Below are 26,192 nucleotides of genomic sequence, written 5' to 3'. Positions count from 1 at the left end.
ATTTTATTTACCAAAAAAATTAATGACCAAATAGATTGAGTAACAGGGGGAAGACAAACGGCGCAATCAGCGACGTGATGATCCCGCAGATGACCAGCGCCAGCGAACTGAATGCACCTTCCTGATAGTCAACCTCTGCACAGCGCGCCGTACCGAGTGCGTGTGAGGCTGTCCCCATCGACAGCCCACGCGCGGCTTTAGTTTTAATACCGATGCGGTTGAACACACTGTGGCCTAAGACTGCGCCGAGAATACCGACAAAAATCACGCAGACGGCGCTGATAGCCGGAATCCCGCCAATCGAGCTGGCGACGGCCATCGCAATCGGCGTGGTGACGGATTTAGGCAGCACCGAGGCGGCGATTTCTGGCGAGGCGCCCATCCACAGCGCCACCAGCGTGCCGGAGATAATGGCGGTCAGGCTGCCGATGAAGCACACGCTGATGATCGACTTCCAGCGCGCGCGAATTTGGTGCAGCTGTTCATAAAGCGGGAACGCCAGTGCGACCACCGCCGGTTGCAGCAAATCGTTAAGGACTTTACTGCCCTGAAAATAGTGCTCGTAGGGAATCTTCAATACCAGCAGCAGTGGAATAATAATCGCCATCGACACCAGCAGCGGGTTCAACAGGGAAATCCGGGTCAGCACGGCCAGTTTACGCGCGGCGAAAAAGACACTCAGAGTGAGGGGCAGCGACCACCACAAATAGCTGAACATTATTCATTATCCTTCGGCGGCGTACGATCGCCATCCACGGCTCGTTCACGCTGCATTATCTGGGTACTGAAACCCACAACCAACATCACAATAAAGGTACTGATCAGGCAGGAAACGATGATAGGGCCAAACTGTTGGCTGACCAGATCGTAATAATTCATCACGCCGACGCCGATTGGGACGAACAGCAGCGCCATGTGACGAATAAGCAGGTGGCAACCTGGTTTTACCCACTGCGCGGGCAGAATTTGCGAGGCGAGAAGGATGAACAAGACCAGCATGCCGATGATACTGCCGGGGATAGTGAACGGAAGTAACGCGGATACCGCATTGCCTGCCAGCAGGCAGAGATAAATCAATGCGAAAGCGCGTAAATACTGCCAGCACACGATGAACGTATTACGCATGGGACATTCCTGATTAGCTGAGGGGATTATCATAACGCTAATGGAATTTACGTGCTACAGCGCACATTGCTAACGTTATACAGCAACACATGGCAGGGGATATCAGGTAAACGGTTCAGGCACGACAGAAAACGTGTCGCACCCAAGCCTTTATTGATCCAAATGCTTTATTGATCTAAATACTTCATTGATCCAAATAGTCGTCAGTCAAATAGCCGTTCGTCACGAGTTGCGGCACAGACGGCATCGGTCAGTTTACGCAGTTCATCAGGCTGAATGATAAACGGCGGCATCAGATAAATGAGGCGGCCAAACGGTCGAATCCAGACGCCGCGCTCAACGAAGAAACGCTGTAACCGCGCCATATTAACCGGACGCTGTGTTTCCACTACGCCGATAGCGCCCAGTACGCGAACGTTCGCCACCAGCGGCGAATCCGCGCAGGGTTGCAGTGCGTCTCGCAACTGCCGCTCAATATTTTGCACTTGCCCCTGCCAGCGGTTCTCCGCCAGCAGCGACAAACTGGCGTTGGCTGCCGCGCAGGCGAGCGGATTGCCCATAAATGTAGGGCCGTGCATAAAACAGCCCGCCGCGCCGTTGCTGATAGTTTCCGCAACTGTCCGAGTGGTCAGCGTGGCGGAGAGCGTCATATAACCGCCAGTAAGCGCTTTTCCCAGACACATAATATCGGGCGAGATTCCCGCATATTCGCAGGCAAACAGCTTGCCGGTACGGCCAAATCCGGTCGCGATCTCATCGGCAATCAGCAAGATCCCCCATTGATCGCACAGTTCCCGAACCCGACGCAGATAGGCCGGATGATAAAAGCGCATGCCGCCCGCGCCTTGTACGATGGGTTCCAGAATTACAGCCGCGACCTCATGGGCGTGCGCTGACAGCATCGACTGGAGCGGCGCGATATCCGCTTCCTGCCAGTCGTCGGCAAAATTGCCTTCGTTGATCGCAGCGCATGGCGGTGCATCGATAAACAGGTGAGTCGGCAGATAGCCCTGATACAGACTGTGCATCGAATTTTGCGGATCGCACACGGACATCGCACCGAAGGTGTCGCCGTGATAGCCATGACGCAGGGTGAGAAAGCGCTGACGGGTTTCACTGCGCGCCTGCCAATATTGCAGCGCCATTTTCATCGCCACTTCAACGGCCACTGAGCCGGAATCCGCCAGAAACACGCATTCCAGCGCATCCGGCGTAATGTCCACCAGTTGGCGGCACAGCGCCACCGCTGCCGGATGGGTGATCCCGCCAAACATCACGTGCGACATCTGGCTGAGTTGAGTCTGCACTGCCTGATTGATCGTCGGATGGTTGTAACCGTGAATCGCTGCCCACCACGATGACATACCGTCAATCAGGCGACGTCCGTCATCCAACTGAAGCTCGACGCCGCTGGCTGCGACCACTGGATAGCAGGGCAGTGGTTCGGTCATTGAGGTGTAGGGATGCCAAATGTGGCGCTGGTCAAAAGCAATGTCTTCCGGGCTCATGATGATCTTTCGTAAACCAAAATGGATTCTATTTGGTTGACAGTATATCGAGTTAATTTACACTGGCGAAACGTTTTTAGTTTGGAGATGCCGAAGTGGCTGACCGCATGTACTGGACGCTTGAGCAAGCGCAAGACTTATTTAATAAACCCTTTCTGGAACTGATGTTTGAAGCGCAGCAGATCCATCGTCAGCATTTTGATCCCCGTCAGGTGCAGGTTAGTACGCTACTGTCGATCAAAACCGGTTCCTGTCCTGAGGACTGTAAGTATTGTCCGCAAAGTTCCCGCTACCGTACCGGAATTGACACCGAACGCCTGATGCAGGTTGAGCAGGTGCTGGAGTCGGCCCGTCAGGCAAAAGCGGCAGGATCGACGCGTTTTTGTATGGGCGCCGCGTGGAAAAATCCGCACGAGCGTGACATGCCGTATCTGGAACAGATGGTGCAAGGCGTGAAAGCGATGGGGATGGAAACCTGCATGACGCTGGGGACGCTGCACAACGATCAGGCTGAGCGTCTGGCCTCTGCGGGACTGGATTTCTATAACCATAACCTCGATACCTCGCCAGAATTTTACGGCAGCATCATTACTACCCGCACCTATCAGGAGCGTCTGGATACGCTGGATAAAGTGCGCGGTGCGGGCATTAAGGTCTGCTCGGGCGGCATCGTTGGGCTGGGTGAAACCGTGCGCGATCGCGCTGGGCTGCTGGTGCAATTGGCTAACCTGCCGACGCCGCCGGAAAGTGTGCCGATCAACATGCTGGTGAAGGTGAAAGGTACGCCGCTGGCGGATAACGATGATGTCGATCCGTTTGATTTCATTCGGACTATTGCCGTTGCGCGCATCATGATGCCGGCTTCCTATGTCCGCCTGTCTGCCGGCCGCGAGCAGATGAGCGAACAAACGCAGGCAATGTGCTTTATGGCCGGTGCGAACTCCATTTTCTACGGCTGCAAACTGCTCACGACGCCAAACCCGAAAGAAGACAAGGATCTGGCGCTGTTCCTCAAACTGGGTCTGAATCCGCAGCAGACGGCGACCGAATACGGGGATAACCAACAGCAACAGCGGTTGGCGGAACAGCTGGTTAATGCCGATAGCGAGCAGTTTTATAATGCTGCGGTATAACCTCCAGCCTGCAAACCGCTGGATGAGGCGTGCTGAATCATGAGCTGGCAGCAACGCATTGACGCCGCGCTGGTACAACGCCAGCGCGATGATGCCTATCGTATACGGCGGGTGAATCAAGGCGGTAGCGGACGCTGGCTGATGCAGGGCGACCGCTGCTACCTGAATTTTTCCAGCAACGACTATCTGGGGCTGAGTCACCACCCGGAGATTGTACGCGCCTGGCAGCAGGGCGCTGAGCAATACGGTATTGGCAGCGGCGGTTCTGGGCATGTGGCGGGGTATACCGATGCCCATGCCGCGTTGGAAAGTCAGCTTGCCGACTGGCTGGGCTACCCGCGTGCGCTGCTGTTTATTTCCGGCTATGCCGCGAATCAGGCGGTGGTGGCCGCGTTGGCACAGTCAGAAGACCGTATTTTTGCCGATAAACTCAGCCATGCTTCACTGCTGGAAGCGGCCGCACAGTCACCCGCGACGCTGCGCCGTTTTAAACACAATCAGGTCGATAGCCTGCAAGTGCTGCTGGAAAAACCAACGGACGGTCAGACGCTGGTGGTGACCGAAGGCGTTTTCAGCATGGATGGCGATACCGCACCGCTGTCGGCGCTCCAGGCTCAGTGCCGAGCGCACGATGCCTGGCTGATGGTGGACGATGCGCACGGGATTGGCGTACTGGGTGATGAAGGTCGAGGGAGTTGTTGGCAACAGGGCGTTAAACCCGAACTGCTGATTGTCACGTTCGGCAAGGCGTTTGGGGTGAGCGGCGCGGCGGTCCTGTGCGCCGAACCGCTGGCCGAGTATTTCCTGCAATTCGCCCGTCATCTGATTTACAGCACCTCGATGCCTGCCGCACAGGCCTGTGCGCTGAGCGCGGCGGTCAACTGTGTCCGTCAGGGCGACGCGCGGCGCGATGCGTTACGACGCAACATCGCCCAGTTCCGCGCGGGCTTTTCCAACTCGTCCTATCAATTGATGGATTCACAGAGCGCGATTCAGCCGCTGATTGTTGGTGAGAATGTGCGGGCAATGGCACTGATGAGCCATCTGCGTGAACTGGGCGTGTGGGTCAGTGCGATGCGGCCACCAACGGTGCCTGTTGGCAGCGCACGTCTGCGCATTACGTTGACGGCGGAACACCAGCCGGAAGATATCAGTCGCTTGCTTACGGTATTACACCATGCTGACAGAAAACTATAACAAGCAGGCGATTGCGCAGGCGTTTGGGCGAGCAGCAGGGTGCTATGACCGCTTTGCCGAACTGCAACGCACCAGCGGAGAACGCCTGCTGGCGCTGATGCCGTCGCACAGCGGTTTACAGGTATTGGATGCGGGCTGCGGAACCGGGCATTTTAGCCGCCACTGGCGTCAGGCTGGTAAGAATGTGACTGCGCTGGATTTGTCGGTGGACATGCTGGCGCATGCCCGTGAGCAGCACGTTGCCGATCGTTATCTGGAAGGCGATATCGAAAACCTGCCGCTGGCGGATTGCTGTGTGGATATCAGCTACAGCAATCTGGCTGTGCAGTGGTGCGACTCGTTACCGCGTGCGCTGGCCGAGCTGTATCGGGTTACGCGGCCGGGGGGCGTGATGGCGTTTGCGACGCTGGCGGACGGTTCCTTAAGTGAATTGTCGCAGGCGTGGCAGCGTCTGGACGGCACGCAGCGGACGAATCGCTTTCTGTCGCTCTCCGCTATCGAAGCAGCCTGTCAGCCTTATCGCCATCACTTGGTTCAAGAACGTGAGGTCTGCTTTTTCCCTGATGTATTGGCGTTGATGAAATCGCTGAAGGGGATTGGTGCGACCTGGTTGCACGACGGGCGTACGCCGGGGCTATTGAGCCGGGCGCGTCTGGCGGCATTGTCTGCCCATTATCCGCAAGAACAAGGCGGCTACCCGCTTAGCTATCAACTGGTTTATGGAGTGATTTATCGTGATTGAGCGCTGGTTTGTGACGGGCACGGATACCGAAGTTGGGAAAACGGTCGCGAGTACGGCGCTGCTTCAGGCAGCGAATCAGGCAGGATACCGTACCGTAGGCTATAAACCCGTGGCGTCCGGTTGTGAAATGACGGTCGACGGCATTCGCAACAGCGATGCGCTGGCGCTTCAGGCCAATAGCAGCGTCCGGCTAGAGTATCAGGCGGTGAACCCACTGGCGTTTATGGAGCCGACGTCACCGCATATTATCAGTACGGTGGAGCAGCGGCCTATCCATCTCCCAGCGTTGTCCGCAGGCCTACGGGCATTAGAAACACAGGCGGATTGGCTGCTGGTCGAAGGCGCTGGCGGGTGGTTTACGCCGCTGTCAGAGCAGGATACGTTTGCTGACTGGGTGGTACAGGAACAGCTTCCCGTGATTTTGGTGGTCGGCATCAAGCTGGGTTGTATCAACCACGCGATGTTAACGGCCCACGCCATTCAACACGCGGGCCTGCGCCTTGGCGGCTGGATTGCGAATGACATCACGCCACCCGGAAAATGGCACCAGCCGTATCTGCACACGCTGCAACAACGCCTGCCCGCGCCGATGCTGGGTGAAATTCCTTATGTATCGGATCTTCAGCAGCATAATTTGGGGCAGTACATTGATATTACATTATTAGCGGAGTAATCATTTTAGCAAACCTTCGCCTGCATTTAATCAAGCACCGGTTTTTGTTGTTTTTTACCAGTATCTGTTTAATGTGGGTAAAATCTAATTTTTTATCTTTATCAATAGATAAAACCTTCTTGAATTTTTCTCTAATCCCCCGCTGTGCCTGACTTGTGGCATTTTTTCCCTCGGCTGTTTTTAGTCTTTTTCCGTCTAATCCTTATGCGATAAATCACAGAAAGAGTGTGAAGAAAATCCATATCAGGGGGAATCACGAATGAAGCGGGTATTTCTCTAACTCAGTGCTGATGCGGGGTTGTGGGAGTTATCCACCATTTCTGTGGATAACTATGTGAATTATGGATAGACAACACGGCCTAACCGAGAGCTGGCGCGGATTGCCGCCAGGTTGACGCTATTCTCCACGGTTTTTTTAATCTATTTATTATCATTCACTTAAGTAAAATCAAGCGTCTTGAACATCAATAATGCGTAGTTGCATAAATTAACGTCATCGGTCATCTCCGTATGTTACATTTTTACCAACTTTGGGGATAAATCATGATGATTTTATCTGGTAGATTGCAAACAGATGTGTTAGCAATTCATTGGTTGATTAATCGTCCAATCCAGCGATAATTTCCTTGATGCTGTTTTTATATCCAGTATTATTGCGGTGGCGAATTTCGTCATTGGCATTCAGAATAACGTTCCGAGCATCCACCCACGAACGTCGCATTGCGCGATGGGTAATAACGATAAGTAGCGTGCTTAACGATGAGTAAAGTATTTACACTTAATTCCGACTTTAAACCGGCAGGCGATCAGCCTGAGGCCATTCGTCGTTTAAAAGAGGGCCTGGAAGACGGGTTAGCGCACCAAACGCTGCTCGGGGTAACAGGTTCAGGTAAGACGTTCACGATCGCCAATGTGATTGCCGACCTCAATCGCCCGACAATGATGCTAGCACCCAATAAAACGTTGGCAGCCCAGTTGTATGGCGAAATGAAAGAATTCTTTCCTGACAATGCCGTCGAGTACTTTGTCTCGTACTATGACTATTATCAGCCAGAGGCCTACGTTCCAAGCTCGGATACCTTCATCGAAAAAGACGCGTCGGTTAACGAACATATCGAACAGATGCGTCTTTCTGCAACAAAAGCGCTGCTGGAGCGGCGCGATGTGATCGTCGTGGCTTCGGTATCCGCGATCTACGGTCTGGGCGATCCCGATCTCTATCTGAAAATGATGCTGCACCTGACGCAGGGCATGCTGATTGACCAGCGTGCTATTTTGCGACGCCTGGCTGAATTACAGTATGCCCGCAACGATCAGGCGTTTCAGCGTGGTACGTTCCGCGTGCGTGGTGAGGTGATCGATATTTTCCCTGCGGAATCTGACGAAATCGCGCTGCGGGTTGAACTGTTCGATGAAGAAGTAGAGCGGTTGTCGCTGTTTGACCCGCTGACGGGGCACGTCCTCCAGACGGTGCCGCGCTATACCATCTATCCGAAAACGCACTACGTTACACCGCGTGAGCGTATTTTGCAGGCGATGGAAGACATCAAGGTTGAACTGGCCGACCGTAAAAAGGTGCTGCTGGCCAATGACAAACTGGTGGAAGAGCAGCGGCTGAGTCAGCGCACGCAGTTTGATCTGGAGATGATGAACGAACTGGGTTACTGCTCCGGTATCGAAAACTACTCGCGCTACCTTTCTGGTCGCGGTCCCGGCGAGCCGCCGCCGACGCTGTTTGACTATCTGCCTGCGGACGGGCTGCTGGTCATCGATGAATCCCACGTCACCGTTCCTCAGATCGGCGGTATGTATCGCGGTGACCGCGCGCGTAAAGAGACGCTGGTTGAATACGGTTTCCGGCTGCCTTCGGCGCTGGATAACCGACCGATGAAATTTGAAGAATTTGAAGCGCTGGCTCCGCAGACGATTTACGTGTCTGCGACGCCGGGTAACTATGAATTGGAAAAATCGGGCGGTGAAGTGATTGATCAGGTGGTGCGTCCCACCGGATTGCTCGATCCCATCATCGAAGTGCGGCCTGTCGCAACACAGGTGGACGATCTGCTTTCCGAAATTCGTCTGCGTGCCGCGATTAACGAACGGGTACTTGTCACCACGCTGACCAAGCGAATGGCGGAAGACCTGACGGAGTATCTGGAAGAGCACGGCGAGCGGGTTCGTTATCTGCACTCGGATATCGATACCGTCGAGCGTGTGGAAATTATCCGTGATTTGCGCCTTGGCGAGTTCGACGTGCTGGTGGGTATCAACCTGCTGCGTGAAGGGCTGGATATGCCTGAAGTGTCGCTGGTGGCGATTCTGGATGCCGATAAAGAGGGCTTCCTGCGCTCTGAACGTTCCCTGATCCAGACAATTGGCCGTGCGGCACGTAACTTGCGCGGCAAAGCCATTCTTTACGGCGACAGGATTACGGCGTCAATGGCGAAAGCGATGGGTGAAACGGAGCGTCGCCGCGAGAAGCAGGAAGCCTACAACACCGAGCACGGCATTGTGCCGCAGGGAATCAATAAGAAGATTTCCGATATCCTGCAATTGGGCCAGTCGGCGAACAAGGGCAAAGGGCGCGGCAATCGTAAAGCAGCAGAGCCAGCAGCACGTTATGAACTGATGACGCCGAAGGCGCTGGAGCTGAAAATCCGCGAGTTGGAAAGCAAGATGTTGACGCACGCGCAGAACCTTGAATTTGAAGAGGCGGCCGCGCTACGCGATGAAGTACAAGCTCTGCGCGCACAATTTATCGCTGTATCTTAACGATGCAAGCGCTCACTGAGGATCAATGATGGATCAGACTATACCGGGTGTAGAAGTGCTGTTTGTGGCGGGTTTCGGACCGATCGTGAAATCACTTTCTGCCAGCCATGCGCTCTATGTTGATACGCTGAAGTTGCCGCTGAAGCCCGTTGCGGAAGGGAGCGACTATCTGGTGAGTGATGAGATGGAGGGCGTGAAGCATTTCGCGTTGTGGCCGCTGTCACAGGCTAGCGAGTCCTGTTTCGGGCACGGAAGTTGGCCTACGGATCTGCCTGAACCGCAAAGCTGGCTGGAGTTCGAAGTGGCTGACATGGTGGAAGCGACCAGTACGCTGAAAGCGCAAGGCTATGTGTTGCTGGTGGAAAAACGTCTTGAGCCTTGGGGACAGCAGGTTACGCGTTTCCTGAGTCCCGAAGGCATTCTGATTGGCGTGACTTATACGCCGTGGCTACGGGGTTGAGAGCCCAACAGCTGTAGCGCACGATCGATGGCCTGGCGCAGTAACTCACGGTCGTGATGGTGAGGAACATCTTCTGCGGCCAGCGCTTGCTGCACGACCAGTCGGCCGCCAATCTGGCTGATATCGACTTTGGGACCAACAATCGCGGCATCAACCACGGGTTTCCCTACCTTGTGTTCAATCCAAGATAGTTTCTCCACCAGCGTCAGGCGGGCTGCGGGGTTGCTCTGCTCATTGCCCAGATTACCGATGTACACCATGGGAGCGGGCGTGCGGCGGAGTGCCTGTGTCAGATCTTCCAGCAGCAACAGCGGCATCAGGCTGGTCAGAAAGCTGCCGGGACCAATCAAAATCAGGTCAGCCTTTGCGATGGCATCAATCGCCTCGCGCGTGGCCTGCACCGTCGGGTACAGCATCAAATCCTGTGGTAAGGCTGCCAACTGATCGATCTCGACTTCACCATAAACGGGGTTGCCCTGTTCATCAATTGCCATCAAATCGACAGGATGTTCGGACATCGGAATTAAAAAGGCGTCGACTTTGAGCAGGTTGCGAATCAGGTTAATGGCTTCCAGCGGTCGCACGCTCAGGTGGTCGAGCGCTTTTAGCATCAGATTACCCAGATTGTGTCCGGCAAGTTCCCCGTTACCGTTAAACCGATATTCAAACATTGCGGATGCCACGCTGGGCGTCGTAATGAGTTGATTCAGGCAGTTGCGGGTATCACCCCAGGCAATACCGCCTTCAGAACGACGGATGCGGCCAGTCGAGCCGCCGTTATCTGTCGTCGTGACAATGCCGGTTAGCCGTGAACCCAGGGAAGAGAGCGAAGACATCACACGACCTAAACCGTGTCCACCTCCGAGTGCGACAACCCTGTCGAGGTCGGCCAACGTGCGATTGCGCATAGAAAACCTTATGAATAAGCCAGAGGAATATGAATAACGTGTATATCCGTCATACTTCAAGTTGCATGTGCGTTGGCTGCGTTCAGTCACCCGAATCACTTACCTGAGTAAGCTCATCGGGATGCCTTCTCTTGCCGCCTTCCTGAAACTTGAATTATTTAGGGTATAAGAATTGTCGCTAAGGTAGCTGATTTCACCTTAAAACGCGAAAAATCCTCACGCAGGCATGACCTGAGACAATTTCTGCCGCGTATTTTTCCGTATGCTGTACACCATAAGATATTGAAAATTCGCTATATGTTTATTTATATATCGATTTTGAGAGTGGTTGACTGTGCTTTTTCGCAGTAGACTGCTTAATGAAATCACGATTCTTGACTAGTTATCTCGCGGCTGTTTAACGGATAACTGAGTGGAATCAAACTCCTAGCCTTGGTGCCTAAGTGATGCGCGTAGTGCGTGTGATACGGTGCCCTGGCCGTGGCCTTCGCGGTCACCAGGGTGCGAGGCAGAAATGCCTGCATCTCCCGTATTTGGAAAGGTGTTTATGGTGAGTCAACTGACTGATGCGTTTGCGCGCAAGTTCTACTATTTGCGTCTGTCTATCACAGACGTCTGCAATTTTCGCTGTACCTACTGTCTGCCGGATGGTTATCAGGCCAATGGCACTACTCCACATCGCTTTTTATCACTCGATGAAATTCGTCGCGTCAGCCGCGCCTTTGCCGAATTAGGGACGGAAAAAGTCCGTCTCACCGGTGGTGAACCGTCTTTGCGCCGTGACTTTGTCGATATCATTGCGGCAATCCGTGAAAATCCAGCTATCCGCACGCTGGCGGTAACCACCAACGGCTATCGGCTTGCGCGGGATGTCGCACAGTGGCGCGATGCAGGGCTAACGGCGCTGAATGTCAGCGTGGACAGTCTGGATGCACGCCAGTTTCACGCCATTACCGGGCAGGACAAATTCCGGCAGGTGATGGACGGCATCGACGCTGCCTTTGACTGTGGCTTTGCCAAGGTCAAAGTCAACACCGTGCTGATGCGCGATGTGAACGCTGGCTGCCTGCAAACTTTCCTCGACTGGATTAAACACCGCCCGATTCAACTACGCTTTATTGAGCTGATGGAAACCGGAGAAGGAGGCGATCTGTTTCGCCGCCACCACGTTTCCGGCGAGGTAATTCGCCAGCAACTACTGCAACAAGGCTGGCAGCAGCAGCAACGCGCACGCAGCGACGGCCCCGCGCAGGTATTCAGCCATCCTGACTATCAGGGAGAAATTGGGCTGATTATGCCGTATGAGAAAGATTTCTGCCTGAGCTGCAACCGTCTGCGTGTATCCGCTGTGGGTAATCTTCATCTGTGTCTCTTTGGCGAACAGGGTATCCCACTGCGCGATTTACTGGCCGACGATCGTCACCTCGATGATTTGAAAATGCGTATCTCGGGCGGGCTGTCGGCGAAAAAGCAGACCCATTTCCTGCATGAAGGGAATAGCGGCATCACGCAAAACCTGTCATTTATCGGCGGTTAATCCGCGACATCACTGATTCTTAAAGGAGCCTGACATGAGCAAAGTCAGCAGCGAATTTGTTTCTCTCAATCTTGCGGTTCTGACCGTTTCCGAACGCCGTACGGCGGAAGATGACACTTCCGGCGACTATCTGCGCGAAGCGGCACAGTCTGCGGGGCACCGCATCGTCGACAGCGCCATCGTGAAGGAGAACCTGTACCAGATTCGGGCACGGGTCTCGGCGTGGATTGCCAGCGACGAGGTGCAGGGCATTTTGATTAATGGCGGGACGGGCTTTACGGCTGGGGATGTAGTGCCGGAAGCCATTGGCGTCTTGTTCGATCGGGAAATTGAAGGTTTCGGCGAGTTGTTTCGCATGGTGTCGTACGAAGATATTGGTACGGCGACGCTGCAATCCCGTGCGCTTGCCGGTCTGGCTAACCAGACGGTGATTTTCGCCATGCCGGGTTCAACTCGCGCCTGTCGAACCGCATGGGAACGCATCATTCAGGAACAACTGGATGCGCGCCAGAAGCCGTGCAATTTTTACCCGCACGTGAAAAAAACCTCTTAACGGTAAGCCTTATTCATTATGTCATCATCTAAGCCACAATTGACCCACATTAACGCCGCTGGTGAAGCCGCGATGGTGGATGTGTCCGCCAAAGTTGAAACCGTGCGCGAAGCCCGCGCGGAAGCCTTCGTTGAAATGGCACCGCAGACGCTGGCAATGATTATTGCCGGCAGCCACCACAAGGGCGATGTGTTCGCCACCGCACGCATCGCCGGCATTCAGGCGGCGAAACGCACCTGGGAACTGATTCCGCTTTGTCATCCGCTGCTGCTGAGCAAAGTTGCTGTCGAGCTGGAAGCGCAGCCGGAGCACAATCGGGTTCGCATTGAATCCGTGTGTCGTCTGACGGGGAAAACCGGCGTGGAGATGGAAGCGCTGACGGCAGCCTCCGTCGCCGCGCTGACCATCTATGACATGTGCAAGGCCGTGCAGAAAGACATGGTGATTGGTCCGGTGCGCTTGCTGGCGAAAAGCGGCGGCAAATCCGGCGACTTTACGGCGGAGGGAGCATGATTACGATTCTGTTTTTTGCACAAGTCCGTGAACTAATAGAGACAGACAGCCTGTCGCTGCCTGCCGAGTATGCCACCGTAGAAGACGTCCGGCAGGCGCTATGCCAACGCGGCGCACGCTGGGCGCTGGCGCTGGAGTCCGGCAAATTGCTGGCTGCGGTCAATCAGTCGCTGGTTGAGCTCACGCACCCGCTACAGGACGGCGATGAAGTGGCGTTTTTCCCACCGGTAACGGGAGGTTGATCGTGGCAGAGACGCGTATTCGGGTCGGCGAAGAGAACTTCAACGTAGGCGATGAATATCAGTGGCTGGCGCAGTGTGATGAAGACGGCGCGGTTGTGACGTTCACCGGTAAGGTGCGTAACCACAATCTGGCGAAAAACGTTAGCGCGTTGACGCTGGAACACTATCCCGGCATGACGGAAAAGGCGCTGGCGGAGATTGTCGAACTGGCACGCGAGCGCTGGGAACTTCCGCGTGTAAGCGTGATTCATCGGGTGGGCGCACTCTATCCGGGCGATGAAATTGTGTTCGTTGGCGTCAGTGCCGCTCACCGTAGCGCGGCGTTTGATGCCGCCCAATTTATTATGGATTACCTGAAAACTCGCGCGCCATTCTGGAAGCGGGAAGCGACGCCGGAAGGCGAACGCTGGGTGGAATCACGCGACAGTGATAAGCAGGCCGCGCAACGCTGGTAGTCCATTTCTGTGTTAGGATAAAAGGATGCGGGGAAGGCGTCTTTAGTGCCGCTTCCTCAAACGGGCGGTTTGCGCCGCGTTAATCAGATAACTTTTATGCAAAGGTAACATCATGGACAGATATCCACGCTCGGGTTCAATCGTTGAACGCTCGCAGTCTGGTCTTCAGGCCTATATGGCACAGGTTTATGGCTGGATGACCTGCGGCCTGCTGCTGACGGCGTTTGTTTCCTGGTACGCGGCGAATACGCCCGCCGTACTGAACTTTGTTTTCTCAAGCCAGATCACCTTCTTCGGCCTGATCATTGCTCAACTGGGGCTGGTCTTTGTGATTTCCAGCATGGTACAGCGCCTGAGCGGTACGGTCGCCACGTCGCTGTTTATGCTCTATTCGGCGCTGACGGGGTTGACGCTCTCCAGCATTTTCATCATGTACTCCGGTGAATCCATCGCCAGCACCTTTGTGATTACGGCAGGGATGTTCGGAGCGATGAGCCTGTACGGCTACACCACGAAGCGTGATTTGAGCGGCTTCGGCAGCATGCTGTTTATGGCGCTGATCGGGATTGTGCTGGCCTCGCTGGTGAACCTGTGGCTGAAAAGCGAAGCGCTGATGTGGGCAGTGACCTATATCGGTGTGGTGGTGTTTGTCGGTCTGACCGCCTATGACACCCAGAAGCTGAAAAACATCGGCGAGCAGTTGTCCGTTGATGACAAAGACAGCTTCCGTAAATACTCTATCGTGGGCGCGTTGACCCTGTACCTCGACTTCATCAACCTGTTCCTGATGCTGCTGCGTATTTTCGGCAATCGTCGTTAATTCTTGCTCATTTATCTGGCGCTTTTCCGCGCCAGATAGCTTCCTGCCTATCTGTTTCCCTTATCCGCTATTACGCAATATTCCGTCTAAAAATGGCGTAGGCTGTCGAGCCGGTGGTTAGCGTGATGATGAACAGCGGCCATAAACTGCCCCAGATAGTGCTGAAATCCGCATCCTTGAGGTAAATCTGCTTCGTTATATCGGTGAAGTGGCGAATCGGGTTAACCCAAGTGATGTGCTGCAACCAGATCGGCATGTTCTCAACTGGCGACACATAGCCGGACAGCAGAATCGCGGGCATCAGGAAGACGAACACGCCGATAAACGCCTGCTGCGTTGAACCGGTCTGCCTGCACGGCATCGTCTTCATCAACGTTCAGCTCGGTCACTCTGCCGCCGACGCGGAAGGCCAAATTGACAGTGCTGATATCGACATTGCCGTAGAGCGTTAGCAGTTTTTCCTGCTGTTGCTGGTGGTGATAAAAACCATGACCCACACCGAGCAGGACAAGAACCAGGGCAGCGAACGCCAGTTTTCTCTTGTTCATCACGCATAGTTCCTTGTTTATCAAGAATAGCTCCTTGTTTATCAGCGGTCGGCTTGTCAGCGGTAGCGATCCCACAGGCTGTTCAGAGGACGCCTCGTCACTTATTTTCGGAAGCTATTAATCATATGACGGGTTACAGGGGGTATGGCGATATAGAGTGATCAAGTTCACAAAAATACATTGCATTCGGGCGGTTTTTTCACCTACTACTGCCCGTATTTGGCGTAACACCTTTATTTTTTTAGAGAAATTGGAATAATTCGAAAGGATTGTAATTTATCTAATTGAATGATAATAATTGTTATTAGCAATTACATGTATATTGGTACTGACATCGTGATCTGACAGTAAGGATCGCGGCGTACAGAATAAAATACTGTGCGTTTTATGCCTGAATCGATCATACCCGCCAAGATGTTTCGCGTGAGACGAAGCATTTTGGCATTTTTTTGTCTGTGCCGAGGCGGTGGTTTCCAGTTAAGCACCTCGTCACGGACGGTGACTTTTATTGACGGTTGGATACATAACCAAAGGGGAAGGACAGTGAACCAGATGCGCACTTTACTCGCATTGATGCCATGCGTGCTGATTGCTCCGGCGTATGCACAGGATGACACGACCAAAAAGGATGAGACGAGCGGTGATGAGATGGTGATTACCGCCTCACGCTCGAATATCCAGCAGCAGAAAGCGCCGCAGGTGGTCACGGTGATTACCAAAGAGCAAATCGAGCAGCAGATGCAGGTCACCTCCGACTCGTCACAAATTCTGAGCAATCTGCTGCCTTCGTTCTCCCCCAGCCGTCAGAAAATGAGCGGCAGCGGTGAAACCTTCCGCGGTCGTGCACCGTTGGTTCTGATCGACGGTATCCCGCAATCCAATCCGCTACGTCCGACCTACCGCGAGATGCACACCATAGACTACTCGATGGTTGAACGCATCGAAGTGATCCATGGCGCGAACGCCACCAACGGCATGGGCGCAACGGGGGGCGTGATTAACATCATTACCCGTCGACCAGAAAACGGCTCATTTAACCAGCACGTCAACGTGCAAACTACAATTCCCACCGAAAAGATTCGCGGTGAAACCGCCAGCTATAAAACTACCTATCGGGTCGATGGGCGTGAAGACTATCTCGACTATCTGTTCGCGATTGGCTATGAGAATCAGGGGCTGTATCTGGACGGCAACAATCGGCCTGTTGGTGTGGATAACACCCAGGGCGACACCATGGACTCCCGTTCTTATGACCTGTTAGCGAAAGTCGGGTACTGGCTGGATGACTATCAGCGCATTCAACTGAGTGTAAACCGCTATAACATTAAAAATGAGAATAACTACCTCAGCGTGAATGGTATTCGTAATCAGGGTATTCCTACTACCTCAGTGCGCGGCACACCACCGGGTGAAGCGCCACATAACAGCATATGGACGACCGGCTTAACTTATGAACACCACGATCTGGCAGGAATGAAACTCTCTGCGCTGGTATTTAATCAGCGCTATGAGGCGCTATTCGGCGCAACGAACTCGAACACGTTTCAAGACCCTGCGATAGCGCCCAGCGGGACGCTTTACGATCAATCTCGCTCAGTAGCCAATAAGTACGGCACTAAATTGGCGCTGACTAAAGACGACTTGCTGGATGACACGCTGAAAGTCACCGTCGGATTCGATACGCTGTACGATAAGGGTAAACAAGACCTCTACCTGACCAAGCGTACCTATGTGCCGGAGATGGAGTACACCAACTATTCACCGTTTATTCAGGGTGAATATCAACTGCTGGATAACGTCACGCTGCACGCGGGAATTCGTCATGAAATCGCCAAGCTGAAGGTCGGCGACTATCAAACGCTGGCGTCTAACAATGGCGTGACAGTACAAGGCGGTAGCCCGAAATTTAATGAAACGCTGTATAACGCGGGCATCGTCTATGCTGCAACGGATTCACTGAGCCTGTTTGCCAACTACTCGGAAGGGTTTGGTATGCCGGATGTGGGGCGTGCGTTGCGTTCCATCAGGCGTTCAGGTGTTAGTCTGAAAAATTTTGACGGCTTTAAGCCGATTGTCACGGATAACGTAGAGACAGGGTTCCGTTTTAAGCGGGATAAGTTTGATTTTGAAGCCAGCTATTATGAGTCCAAATCGAAACTGGGCGAAAACGTGACGGAGAGCGGTGGCGTATTTTTGTCCGAACGCCAGCGCACACAGATTCGCGGTGTTGAAGTGACCGCGGGCTATCAGATCAACGAGCAGCACAAAGTTAATGCTTCCTATGCGCACAGTGAAGGAAAGTATGACGACAATAAAGATGGCAAAGTGGATAAAAAATTCAACGGCCTGAATATCGCGCCGGATCGTCTGATCACCAGTTGGTCGGCGAATTGGAATGATAAATGGAGTTCGTTCGTGCAGGCGAATTACGCCTTTGGCCGCAGTTTTGACGATGCGGGCATGGCGTTTGATGGTTACCTGTTGATGGATGCTGCCGTGGGGTACAAGCTGCCGTATGGTCGCCTCAACGTTGCGGTGGCGAACCTGCTGGATAAACAGTACATCACCTACTATTCGCAGGCGGGGCTTGTTAACGATACGCGCTATTTCTCCGGGCGCGGTCGCACGGTAACGCTGGGTTATTCGATTGATTTCTAAGCTTAACCGATTTAATTCCGTTTTCAATTCAGCAACACGGCAGCGTTTTACGCTGGCCGTGTTGTTGTCTTTTCTGCTGGTGACGTTCGTGCAGGCGGCAAAATCGCCGCGTCAGATTCATCATGCGTTGGGCGTGACCACCGTGGACGGGGCGCCGCTGCGTATCGTGACGCTGTTTCAGGGTGCAACCGACTCTGCCGTGGCACTGGGAATCAAGCCGATTGGCGTGGTGGAATCGTGGACGGAGAAGCCGATTTATCGCTACCTTCGCCCCGCCTTGCAGGACGTAACGCTGGTTGGGCTGGAAACACAACCCAGTCTGGAAACCATCGCGCTACTCAAGCCCGATCTCATCGTGGCGTCTACGTTTCGGCATGAGAAAATCTACGGTCTGCTGTCGCAGATCGCGCCGACGATTGCGCTGGACAGGGTGTCTGAATTTAAAGAAACGGTGCAGATGATGGGCGTGGCGCTGAACAGGGAAGAAAAAGCGAACGAGATTTTATCCCACTGGAACCAGCGCGTGGATGCGCTGCGTGACCGTCTGAAAGCCCGGTTCGGCGAGCGCTGGCCGCTCAGCGTCTCTATTCTCGAATTCCGTGAAGATCACATGCGTACCTATCTACCTGCCAGCTTTGCCGGATCGGTACTGTCGGAAATCGGCTTTGTCTGGTCGCGGCCGGAAAGCTATACGTCAGGCGTGATGCAAAAGCTCACCAGCAAAGAGAGCATTCCGGTGGTGGATGCCGATCTGTTCTTTGTTTTGCTGCGTTCGGACAAGCCCGCGGTGGCGAAGAACTATCGTGACTGGCAGGCTCACCCGCTCTGGCAGCGGCTGCATGCACCCCAGCAGCAACAGGTTTATCCGGTGGATAACGTCGCCTGGAGCCTGTCTGGCGGTATTTGGGGTGCGAATCAGATGCTGGACGATATCGAAAGGCAGTTTGCTGGCAAGTCCGAATCTGCTGATAAAAAAAGCGATGTTGCAGAGGAGATTTCTACACGATGAGACAGAGCATCGTGATGGCAGCGGGTGTCGTATTACTGCTGCTGAGTATCGTCGCCAGTCTGATGCTGGGGCAAACCACCATTTCGTTGGGGGCCGTGTTCAATTCACTGTTCCATTACGATCCGCAGCAGATCGATCACATACTGGTGCTAACGACACGCCTGTCGCGGACGGTGATTGCCATCGTCGTCGGTGCCAGCCTTGCGGTTGCCGGAGCCTTAATGCAGGCGCTCACGCGTAACCCGCTGGCCTCACCGGGGATATTCGGTATTAACGCAGGAGCCATGTTTGCCATCGTCCTGCTGTCTTCTGTGTTTACCTTTTCCTCGCAGATCGCGCTGGCGTGGACGGCCTATCTGGGTGCGGCTGTGGCTGGCGTCATGGTGTATGTGTTGGGAACGCTGGGCAACGCCCGCTCCAGCCACTTACGCATTGTGCTGGCCGGTGCCGCCATTAGCGCGCTGTTTATTGCGTTTACGCAAGCGCTACTGGTGATCAATCAAGACGGGCTGGACAGCATGCTGTTCTGGCTGGCCGGTTCGGTGTCCGGTCGCAGCCTGTCGATGCTGTTACCGCTCCTGCCGTACTTTGCTATCGCGCTATTCCTTTCGCTACTGCTGGCACGTCACCTGAATATTCTGGTAGCGGGCGACGAGATCGCCAAAGGGCTGGGGCAGCGAACCGCGTTGGTGCGTGCGCTATCCGGGCTGTGCGTGATCGGGCTGGCGGGCGGTGCGGTGGCGATAGCCGGAAATATCGGTTTTGTCGGGCTGATCGTACCGCATATTGTGCGTCGCGTGCTGTCTGCCGATCACCGCTGGCTGTTGCCCGGCTGTGCGATTTTCGGTGCCACGCTGCTGCTGCTGGCTGATGTCGCCTCGCGTCTGCTGATCGTACCGCAGGAAGTACCCGTCGGGGCGATGACCGCGCTGCTGGGCGCGCCTTTCTTCATTTATCTGGCGAGAAGGGGGATGCGGCATGGGTAAGGTGTATACCGTGCGCGTGAGAATGGTCTCGCGCCAGATTGATCGCTGCACGTCTGCGGTTGCGTTGTCGCTCCTGCTGGTGTTGCTAGCCGTCGTGTTCCTGTCGCTGTCATTAGGGCAGGTGGTGCTGTCTCCCGCGCAGGTGATGTCGGCGCTGCTGGGAAAAACAGACAGCGGTGTATATTTTATCGTCAACGACCTGCGCTTGCCGCGCGCGCTGCTGGCACTGTTGGTGGGCGGCGCGCTGGCGATATCCGGCCTGATTCTGCAAAGCATTGTACGCAATCCGCTGGCCTCGCCGGATATTCTGGGGATTACCAGTGGCGCATCGGCGGCGGCGGTGTTCTTCCTCTCGTTCCTAGCGACGGCGATAAGCCAGCGCTGGCTGCCGCTGGCGGCAATGGGTGGGGCGTGGGTGACGGCGATTGCCATTTATCTGCTGGCCTGGAAGCAGGGCGCATCGCCGCTGCGTCTGGTGCTGGTTGGCGTTGGGCTGTCCGCCATTATGGGCGCGGCGGTCACGATGATGCTGGTGTTTAGCCCGATAGGCACCACGTTGACGGCCTATGTGTGGTTGACGGGCAGTATTTATGGCGCGCAGTGGCAGCATGTGTCTGAGTTAGCGGGTTGGTTGTTGCTCGGAGCACCGTTTCTGGTGGGGCTCGCGCGACACGTTAACGTGCATGAGTTGGATGACGCGCTGGCCTGTGGTGTCGGTCAATCTGTTGGACGCATCCGGCTCGCGTTGCTGACGTTGAGCGTCGCGCTGGCTGGGGCGGCCATTGCCTATGCAGGCGCGATGGCCTTTGTCGGCCTGCTGGCCCCGCATATTGCGAAAAAGCTAGCGAGCCGTTCATTCCCCGGACTGGCGCTGGTGTCGGCGCTGACAGGCGGCTTATTGGTGATGGTGGCCGATTTGATTGGCCGCATGGCGTTCTTACCGCTGGATTTGCCAGCCGGTATTTTTATCTCCGTGCTCGGGACGCCTTTCTTTATCTATTTATTGCTTCGGCAACGTTATTGAGATTGCAAGATTATGCCAGAGAATGTGCAGCCAACACACGTCCCCCCAATTGACCGCGAGGCGATTGCCACCCAGTCGCTGACGCTTAGCTACGAAAAACAGGTCGTGATTGATGCGTTGGATATCACGCTGCCAGCCGGGAAAATCTCGGTGCTGGTGGGCAGTAACGGCTGCGGCAAGAGCACGTTACTGAAGTCGTTTGCCCGCCTGCTGAAGCCCACGAGCGGGACGATTATTGTTAACGGGGCGGATATTCATCGGCAATCCACCGTTGAGGTGGCGAAGTCACTGGCGATTCTTCCGCAAACGCCGACCGCGCCGGAGGGCCTGACGGTCTATCAACTGGTGAAAATGGGGCGCTACCCGCATCAGTCATGGTTGAAGCAGTGGTCGGCCACGGATGAAGAAAAAGTGCTTCAGGCGTTGCGCAGCACCGGCGTGCTGGCGTTAAAGGATCGCGCGGTGGATTCGCTGTCCGGCGGGCAGCGCCAGCGCGTCTGGATCGCGATGACGCTGGCGCAGGATACCGACATCGTTCTGCTGGATGAACCGACGACCTATCTCGATCTGGCGCATCAGATGGAGGTGCTGGATTTGCTACGGGAGTTGAACGCGCAGCAGCACAAAACCATCGTGATGGTGCTGCATGATCTGAATCTGGCGTGTCGCTACGCGCATCACATGGTGGCCGTACATAACCGGACGGTATTTGCGCAGGGCAACCCGCGCGACATTCTCACGGAAGCCACGGTAAAGACGGTGTTTAACTTGAACTGTCGCATCATTGACGATCCGTTCTTCGGTACGCCGCTGTGTATTCCGTTTGGGCGTGAAGCGGCGGAGACAACGGCCAATGTCGGCTAATCGCCTGACGGCACCGCAGTGGGCGATGCTCTCCGGCACGCTGCAATTAACGGATGCTGCACAGCGGACAGGGCAGGATAGCTGCCCAAGCCGTAGGGTGTTAGATCCAGACTATTGCCGCTGGTTGCTGGAAACGCTGACGCCGCCGCTGCTGTCGCCATCAATCAAAATTACCGCTTCGCTGCTAGCGAAGCGGATTGGCTTCTTAACCACGGCCGCCAGCCTGTACGCCATGTCGGTGTATAACAAAGGGCTGAACATGACGCTGGATAACAGCGTGCTGGAATTCGGACACGCTCGCCTGTGGACATCGACCATGCCGCTTTACGATCTCACCGTCTCCCAGCCGGAATTGGGGCAACGAGACGCGTGGCGAGATAGCCTGTTCGACACGCTGTTTGCTCAACACCTGTCGCCGATCCTGCATACGCTGTCGACGGTGTCGGGCGCGCCGCTGCGCATTCTGTGGGAAAACGTTGCGGTACGGGTATTTTCATTATACGAACAGCGCATTGAGTGGGATGATCCGGCGGCGGAGTGCTCGCCGAGAATGACGCTGGCACAGCAGGTACAGCAGGACTTTAACGCTTTGCTGGCTGCGCCCGGCGAACGTTTTGGCGGTGATGATAATCCGCTGAAACCGTTTTTTCGTGCAAAAACGCGGGTTCCCGTCGCGGGGCGTTCGGTGAGCTTTCGTGACGTGCGCTTTCGCCGTACCTGCTGTTTTTATTACAAAGCATCGCAGCCGCAGGAATACTGTCAAAATTGTCCCTTACTGCGCCCCGCTAAAAAAACGTAGGGAACGTTTTTCAACGCCGTTTGCGGCGGTCCGTAGGGTGGCGGGCAGGAAGCTCGCCATACAAAAACGAGCTGGCACAGATAAAAATCCCTTAGTGCTCAGAATCTCTGCTACAATCGGCGGCAGTCATGCACCGTAGTTGTGCTCGTTCACCGTGGTTGTTGCGTATGTCGTTGTTACGTGAAGTGTTACGTGAGTTGTTACGTAAATAGTGGCCCAGCAAACCCGTCTTATTGACCCTCTGAAAACTACACCGGCTGCTGTCCGGTCAGAGCGGATCTGGAGTTGTTCTTTTTATGTCATTTGATTCTCTCGGCCTGAGTGCCGATATTCTGCGCGCGATTGACGAGCAGGGTTATCGCGATCCTACTCCTGTTCAGCGTCAGGCGATTCCTGTCGTGCTGGAAGGGCGTGATTTAATGGCCAGCGCACAAACCGGTACGGGTAAAACAGCGGGCTTTACGCTGCCGTTATTACAATTGCTGACCAGCCGTGAAGCGCAGCATAAAGGGAAAGGTCGCCGTCCGGTACGCGCGCTGATCCTGACGCCAACCCGTGAGTTGGCTGCGCAGATTGATGAAAATGTGAAGGCGTATAGCAAGTATCTGAGCCTGCGTTCACTGGTAGTATTTGGTGGGGTGAGTATTAACCCACAGATGATGAAACTGCGCGGTGGCGTAGATATTCTGGTGGCAACGCCGGGGCGTCTGCTCGATCTGGAGCATCAGCGCGCCGTTGACCTGTCACAGATTGAGATTCTGGTGCTGGATGAAGCGGACCGTATGCTGGATATGGGCTTTATTCACGACATTCGCCGAGTGTTGGCGAAGCTGCCTGCTAAACGTCAAAACTTGCTGTTCTCCGCGACCTTCTCTGATGAGATCAAAGCGCTGGCGAACAAGCTGCTGACTAATCCCGCCTCGGTTGAAGTCGTGCGTCGTAATACGCCGTCTGAACTGGTTACACAGCACGTGCATTTTGTTGATAAGCGTCGCAAGCGTGAACTGCTGTCGCAACTGATTGGTGAAAATAACTGGCAGCAGGTGCTGGTCTTTACCCGCACCAAACACGGCGCTAACCATTTGGCTGAGCTGCTGGAAAAAGACGGCATTACTGCTGCTGCTATCCACGGTAACAAAAGTCAGGGCGCGCGCACGCGTGCGCTGGCAAACTTTAAAGATGGCAGCATTCGCGTGCTGGTCGCAACGGATATCGCCGCGCGTGGTCTGGATATCGACCAACTGCCGCACGTGGTGAACTATGAGCTGCCAAACGTGCCGGAAGATTACGTTCACCGTATCGGTCGTACCGGTCGTGCGGAAGCGACGGGTGAAGCGCTGTCGCTGGTCTGTGTGGATGAGCACAAACTGCTGCGCGACATTGAGCGTCTGTTGAAGCGTGAGATTCCACGTATCGCTATTGAAGGCTACGAGCCGGATCCGTCCATCAAGGCCGAACCGATTGTGAATGGTCGTCAGGGCAACCGTGGCGGCGGCGGTGGCGCGCGTAACGCCTCTCCTCGCGTACAGTCTGGCTCGCCACGCGGTCAGTCTGAGCGTAGCCAGGGTCAGGGCGAACGCCGTCCGGCCGATGGCAATCGCCAGCCGCGTAAAGCAGGCGGTAATAGCGATAGCCCGTGGGGTACTGGTGGAAAAGGCAATAGCGGTAAGGGCAGTGGCGAAGGCCAACGCCGCGCACCGCGTCCGCAAAATCGCAGTAAGCCCGCGGACAAGTAAAATCGAGAGGGAGCCATTGGCTCCCTTTTTTTATCGCGTTATTTCGCCGTGGCTGGTTGTATGGTCGGATGACGTGGACGGTAGAACATTGCCGCGTTGCCCGCCAGAATCAGCAACAGGCCGATAAGCGCGTTGGGCCTCCACTGGTAGTCTTCAAATAGTGTCGAAATCGACAGCGCCACCAGCGGAAAGAGCAGCGTGGTATACGCTGCCTGACTGGCACCGATGCGACCGATCAGGCTGAAGTAGGCACCGAAGCCGATGACTGAACCAAAGATAGCCAGATAGAACAGGGAACCCAGATAGCTGGCGCTGTACTCCGGTGCGAAGCTATACCCCTGAATTAGGCTGAACAACCCCATCCATAGCGCACCATATCCCATGCCCCAGCCGTTGGTCGTCAGTATGTCGCGACCCTGTCGCTGGTGCTGGGCGCTAATCATATTGCCGAGCGAGAAGCAGTAGGTGCCCAGAATGCTCAATCCCACGCCCCACAGCAGATAGGGCTGCGCGTCGATTTGCATCAGGTCATGCCAGAACAGCGCGACGATGCCGATCAGCCCGAGCGGTGTGGCGATCGCCACGTTGCGTGTTAACGGCTGGCCGAAGAAAATACGACTATTAAAGGCGTTAAACAGTACCGCCATCGAAAAAATGATGGATTCCAATCCGCTCGAAATCCAGGCGATGGCGTGGTAAAAACAGAGAAAGTTGACGCCGAATACGCATAGCCCTTGTACCATACACAACAGGTGAGCGCGTGACGAAAGCGGGCGCAGACGGCGCGTCAGGGCCAGAAACGTCAGCAAGATGGCCGATGCCAGCGCAAAGCGCCAAAAAACGGAGATTTCGGCAGCGACCTCGCCGTGTTGCAGGCTAATCGCGATCCAGGTTGTTCCCCAAATCAGGACGACAGAAAAATAGAGCAAGGTATTCATTGAGTGATTCCGCATGAGTGCATAGCGGCAGTATGGCGCGTGCGTTTGTTGCGGGCTTTCAGCACCTTGCGGTGAATAACAGAATCTTGCGGTTAAGTGAAAAACGGAGGCAGCAATGCATCGTTATAAAGCGTTCGATACCATGCTGCATCATAAAACCGAACTGCGCGACACCGTCGAGCTGACCTCCGGCGTGCGGCTGGCTGCATGGTTTAATCGCCACGATCGCGTCACGATGGAAAACACAGAACACCATACGCTCAGTCTTTATACCGCCGGTGGCTATGAGAGCTATCATAAAACGGCGGACGGCTGGCATAACGGTGGCGGGCCGGATCGTTTCTGCCTGATGCCGAAACAAAGCTCGTCGACCTGGGACATTCGTGGCGACCTCGATTTTGTGCACCTGTATTTTGACGATGCGCATCTGCGGCAACTGGCCGAGCAAACCTGGGATCGCAGTCCGGCATCAATCTGCACGGAAGAGCGGATATTTGGTAGCGATCCGTTGATTACCTCGCTGTATCGGCAATTTCTGCTCAGCAATCGCTGGGACGACTCGGCGAACCAGCTTGTGCTGAGTAGCGCTGCGACGCTGTTAATGATTCAGGTGCTGCGTGGCTACACCCAGTTGCAGTGGGAATTGCCGACGGTGCGCGGCGGGCTGTCGCCAGCGGTATTGCGGCGCAGCAAGATGCACATTGAGGCGCATCTCGATCAGCCGCTGACGCTACAGACGCTGGCGGCGGAAGCGGGGCTTAGCGAGTTTCACTTTGCACGCATGTTTCGCCAGAGTGTGGGAATGGCACCGCATCAGTATGTGCTGAAACAGCGGCTGGCACGCGCGGAAGTGCTCGTGCGTCACGGCACGCAGCCGATCACGGACATCGCGCTGGCCTGCGGATTCAGTTCCGCCAGCCACCTAAGCCACCAATTCAAAAAGGAATACGGCATGACGCCGTCGGCGCTGAGGCTGGCGCAGAAGTAGACCG

Annotated in this window: 25 protein-coding genes, 2 pseudogenes and 1 riboswitch; of the genes and pseudogenes, 20 read left to right on the top strand and 7 right to left on the bottom strand. The window is 55.0% G+C overall.

All coding sequences use genetic code 11. The features are described from left to right. Nucleotides 1–19: 19 nt before the first annotated feature. The 3 genes from IG609_RS12785 to bioA all read right to left on the bottom strand — a co-directional run bounded on the left by IG609_RS12785 (nucleotide 20) and on the right by bioA (nucleotide 2,633). Nucleotides 20–718, bottom strand: a complete 699-nt coding sequence (locus IG609_RS12785; protein ID WP_193401122.1) for a CidB/LrgB family autolysis modulator — start codon at nucleotides 716–718, stop codon at nucleotides 20–22. Continuing rightward, the gene (locus IG609_RS12780; protein ID WP_193399458.1) at nucleotides 718–1,125 is read right to left on the bottom strand and encodes a CidA/LrgA family protein; all 408 of its coding nucleotides are present in this window, start codon (nucleotides 1,123–1,125) and stop codon (nucleotides 718–720) included. Before IG609_RS12780 ends, IG609_RS12785 begins: the two co-directional genes overlap by 1 nt. A gap of 203 nt (nucleotides 1,126–1,328) precedes the next feature. Continuing rightward, nucleotides 1,329–2,633, bottom strand: a complete 1,305-nt coding sequence (gene bioA / locus IG609_RS12775; RefSeq protein ID WP_193401120.1) for an adenosylmethionine--8-amino-7-oxononanoate transaminase — start codon at nucleotides 2,631–2,633, stop codon at nucleotides 1,329–1,331. Between the two features lie 95 nt (nucleotides 2,634–2,728). On the opposite strand from bioA, the gene bioB reads away from it, so the two are divergent. The 6 genes from bioB (at nucleotide 2,729) to IG609_RS12745 (ending at nucleotide 9,610) form a co-directional block, all read left to right on the top strand. Beyond that, entirely contained in the window at nucleotides 2,729–3,766 is a 1,038-nt protein-coding gene (gene bioB / locus IG609_RS12770; protein ID WP_010303333.1) for a biotin synthase BioB, read from the top strand. A 39-nt stretch (nucleotides 3,767–3,805) separates the two neighbouring features. Continuing rightward, on the top strand, nucleotides 3,806–4,963 hold the full coding sequence (gene bioF, locus IG609_RS12765) for an 8-amino-7-oxononanoate synthase (RefSeq protein WP_193401118.1): 1,158 nt from the start codon (nucleotides 3,806–3,808) through the stop codon (nucleotides 4,961–4,963). Beyond that, nucleotides 4,944–5,705, top strand: a complete 762-nt coding sequence (gene bioC / locus IG609_RS12760; RefSeq protein WP_193401116.1) for a malonyl-ACP O-methyltransferase BioC — start codon at nucleotides 4,944–4,946, stop codon at nucleotides 5,703–5,705. Before bioF ends, bioC begins: the two co-directional genes overlap by 20 nt. Further along, a complete protein-coding gene (bioD, locus tag IG609_RS12755) occupies nucleotides 5,698–6,378 on the top strand; it encodes a dethiobiotin synthase (protein ID WP_193399454.1) in 681 nt (226 codons plus the stop codon). Before bioC ends, bioD begins: the two co-directional genes overlap by 8 nt. A 759-nt stretch (nucleotides 6,379–7,137) precedes the next feature. Then, nucleotides 7,138–9,150, top strand: coding sequence for an excinuclease ABC subunit UvrB (uvrB, locus tag IG609_RS12750; RefSeq protein ID WP_193399453.1), 2,013 nt, complete (start codon nucleotides 7,138–7,140; stop codon nucleotides 9,148–9,150). 28 nt (nucleotides 9,151–9,178) lie between these two features. Beyond that, nucleotides 9,179–9,610: a VOC family protein gene (locus IG609_RS12745; protein WP_193399452.1), complete on the top strand. Its 432-nt coding sequence runs from the start codon at nucleotides 9,179–9,181 to the stop codon at nucleotides 9,608–9,610. On the opposite strand, the gene yvcK is transcribed toward IG609_RS12745, so the two are convergent. Continuing rightward, nucleotides 9,586–10,518, bottom strand: a complete 933-nt coding sequence (yvcK, locus tag IG609_RS12740) for a uridine diphosphate-N-acetylglucosamine-binding protein YvcK (RefSeq protein WP_193399451.1) — start codon at nucleotides 10,516–10,518, stop codon at nucleotides 9,586–9,588. The genes IG609_RS12745 and yvcK overlap by 25 nt on opposite strands. Nucleotides 10,519–10,929: 411 nt before the next feature. Next, nucleotides 10,930–11,078: riboswitch (molybdenum cofactor riboswitch) on the top strand. Here yvcK and moaA point away from each other — a divergent pair. The 6 genes from moaA (at nucleotide 11,066) to IG609_RS12710 (ending at nucleotide 14,638) form a co-directional block, all read left to right on the top strand. Beyond that, nucleotides 11,066–12,055 carry a GTP 3',8-cyclase MoaA gene (gene moaA, locus IG609_RS12735; protein ID WP_193399942.1) on the top strand — a complete coding sequence of 330 codons (990 nt, stop codon included), beginning with the start codon at nucleotides 11,066–11,068 and terminating at the stop codon, nucleotides 12,053–12,055. It overlaps the preceding riboswitch by 13 nt. Nucleotides 12,056–12,089: 34 nt before the next feature. Next, a complete protein-coding gene (gene moaB, locus IG609_RS12730) occupies nucleotides 12,090–12,608 on the top strand; it encodes a molybdenum cofactor biosynthesis protein B (RefSeq protein ID WP_039499377.1) in 519 nt (172 codons plus the stop codon). 18 nt (nucleotides 12,609–12,626) lie between these two features. After that, complete coding sequence (gene moaC / locus IG609_RS12725; RefSeq protein WP_010280924.1) at nucleotides 12,627–13,121, top strand: cyclic pyranopterin monophosphate synthase MoaC; 495 nt, start codon at nucleotides 12,627–12,629, stop codon at nucleotides 13,119–13,121. Next, nucleotides 13,118–13,363 carry a molybdopterin synthase sulfur carrier subunit gene (gene moaD, locus IG609_RS12720; RefSeq protein ID WP_039357379.1) on the top strand — a complete coding sequence of 82 codons (246 nt, stop codon included), beginning with the start codon at nucleotides 13,118–13,120 and terminating at the stop codon, nucleotides 13,361–13,363. The genes moaC and moaD overlap by 4 nt, the downstream gene beginning before the upstream one ends. Nucleotides 13,364–13,365: 2 nt before the next feature. Beyond that, nucleotides 13,366–13,818, top strand: a complete 453-nt coding sequence (gene moaE, locus IG609_RS12715; protein ID WP_102118714.1) for a molybdopterin synthase catalytic subunit MoaE — start codon at nucleotides 13,366–13,368, stop codon at nucleotides 13,816–13,818. A gap of 112 nt (nucleotides 13,819–13,930) precedes the next feature. Beyond that, entirely contained in the window at nucleotides 13,931–14,638 is a 708-nt protein-coding gene (locus tag IG609_RS12710; protein ID WP_193401114.1) for a Bax inhibitor-1/YccA family protein, read from the top strand. Between the two features lie 70 nt (nucleotides 14,639–14,708). Here IG609_RS12710 and IG609_RS12705 read toward each other — a convergent pair. Both IG609_RS12705 and IG609_RS12700 read right to left on the bottom strand, forming a co-directional pair. Then, nucleotides 14,709–14,972 (bottom strand): annotated as a pseudogene (locus IG609_RS12705) (ABC transporter permease); the annotation flags it as partial. 13 nt (nucleotides 14,973–14,985) lie between these two features. Beyond that, nucleotides 14,986–15,186, bottom strand: a pseudogene (locus IG609_RS12700) (secretion protein HlyD); the annotation flags it as partial. Between the two features lie 552 nt (nucleotides 15,187–15,738). Here IG609_RS12700 and IG609_RS12695 point away from each other — a divergent pair. The 7 genes from IG609_RS12695 (at nucleotide 15,739) to rhlE (ending at nucleotide 24,262) form a co-directional block, all read left to right on the top strand. Beyond that, entirely contained in the window at nucleotides 15,739–17,844 is a 2,106-nt protein-coding gene (locus tag IG609_RS12695; protein ID WP_193399449.1) for a TonB-dependent receptor, read from the top strand. After that, nucleotides 17,834–18,853 (top strand): ABC transporter substrate-binding protein, encoded by a 1,020-nt coding sequence (locus tag IG609_RS12690; RefSeq protein WP_193399448.1) that lies wholly within the window; start codon nucleotides 17,834–17,836, stop codon nucleotides 18,851–18,853. Before IG609_RS12695 ends, IG609_RS12690 begins: the two co-directional genes overlap by 11 nt. Continuing rightward, complete coding sequence (locus IG609_RS12685) at nucleotides 18,850–19,839, top strand: FecCD family ABC transporter permease (RefSeq protein WP_193399447.1); 990 nt, start codon at nucleotides 18,850–18,852, stop codon at nucleotides 19,837–19,839. Before IG609_RS12690 ends, IG609_RS12685 begins: the two co-directional genes overlap by 4 nt. Beyond that, nucleotides 19,832–20,863 (top strand): FecCD family ABC transporter permease, encoded by a 1,032-nt coding sequence (locus tag IG609_RS12680; protein ID WP_193399446.1) that lies wholly within the window; start codon nucleotides 19,832–19,834, stop codon nucleotides 20,861–20,863. The genes IG609_RS12685 and IG609_RS12680 overlap by 8 nt, the downstream gene beginning before the upstream one ends. Before the next feature lie 12 nt (nucleotides 20,864–20,875). After that, the gene (locus tag IG609_RS12675; protein WP_193399445.1) at nucleotides 20,876–21,727 is read left to right on the top strand and encodes an ABC transporter ATP-binding protein; all 852 of its coding nucleotides are present in this window, start codon (nucleotides 20,876–20,878) and stop codon (nucleotides 21,725–21,727) included. Further along, nucleotides 21,717–22,526 (top strand): IucA/IucC family C-terminal-domain containing protein, encoded by an 810-nt coding sequence (locus IG609_RS12670; RefSeq protein WP_193399444.1) that lies wholly within the window; start codon nucleotides 21,717–21,719, stop codon nucleotides 22,524–22,526. The genes IG609_RS12675 and IG609_RS12670 overlap by 11 nt, the downstream gene beginning before the upstream one ends. A 296-nt stretch (nucleotides 22,527–22,822) precedes the next feature. Further along, a complete protein-coding gene (gene rhlE, locus IG609_RS12665) occupies nucleotides 22,823–24,262 on the top strand; it encodes an ATP-dependent RNA helicase RhlE (RefSeq protein ID WP_193399443.1) in 1,440 nt (479 codons plus the stop codon). A gap of 38 nt (nucleotides 24,263–24,300) precedes the next feature. Here the strand turns inward: rhlE and IG609_RS12660 are convergent, their stop codons facing one another. Then, the gene (locus tag IG609_RS12660; RefSeq protein ID WP_193399442.1) at nucleotides 24,301–25,200 is read right to left on the bottom strand and encodes a DMT family transporter; all 900 of its coding nucleotides are present in this window, start codon (nucleotides 25,198–25,200) and stop codon (nucleotides 24,301–24,303) included. 115 nt (nucleotides 25,201–25,315) lie between these two features. Here IG609_RS12660 and IG609_RS12655 point away from each other — a divergent pair, with 115 nt between their 5' ends. After that, nucleotides 25,316–26,188, top strand: a complete 873-nt coding sequence (locus IG609_RS12655; RefSeq protein WP_193399441.1) for a helix-turn-helix domain-containing protein — start codon at nucleotides 25,316–25,318, stop codon at nucleotides 26,186–26,188. Nucleotides 26,189–26,192: the final 4 nt, after the last annotated feature.

Source organism: Pectobacterium quasiaquaticum, assembly GCF_014946775.2.
GTDB classification, from domain to species: Bacteria; Pseudomonadota; Gammaproteobacteria; order Enterobacterales; family Enterobacteriaceae; genus Pectobacterium; species Pectobacterium aquaticum.
The sequence above is the reverse complement of the archived record's forward strand: the minus strand, read 5'-3'. Positions and strand labels throughout refer to the sequence as shown.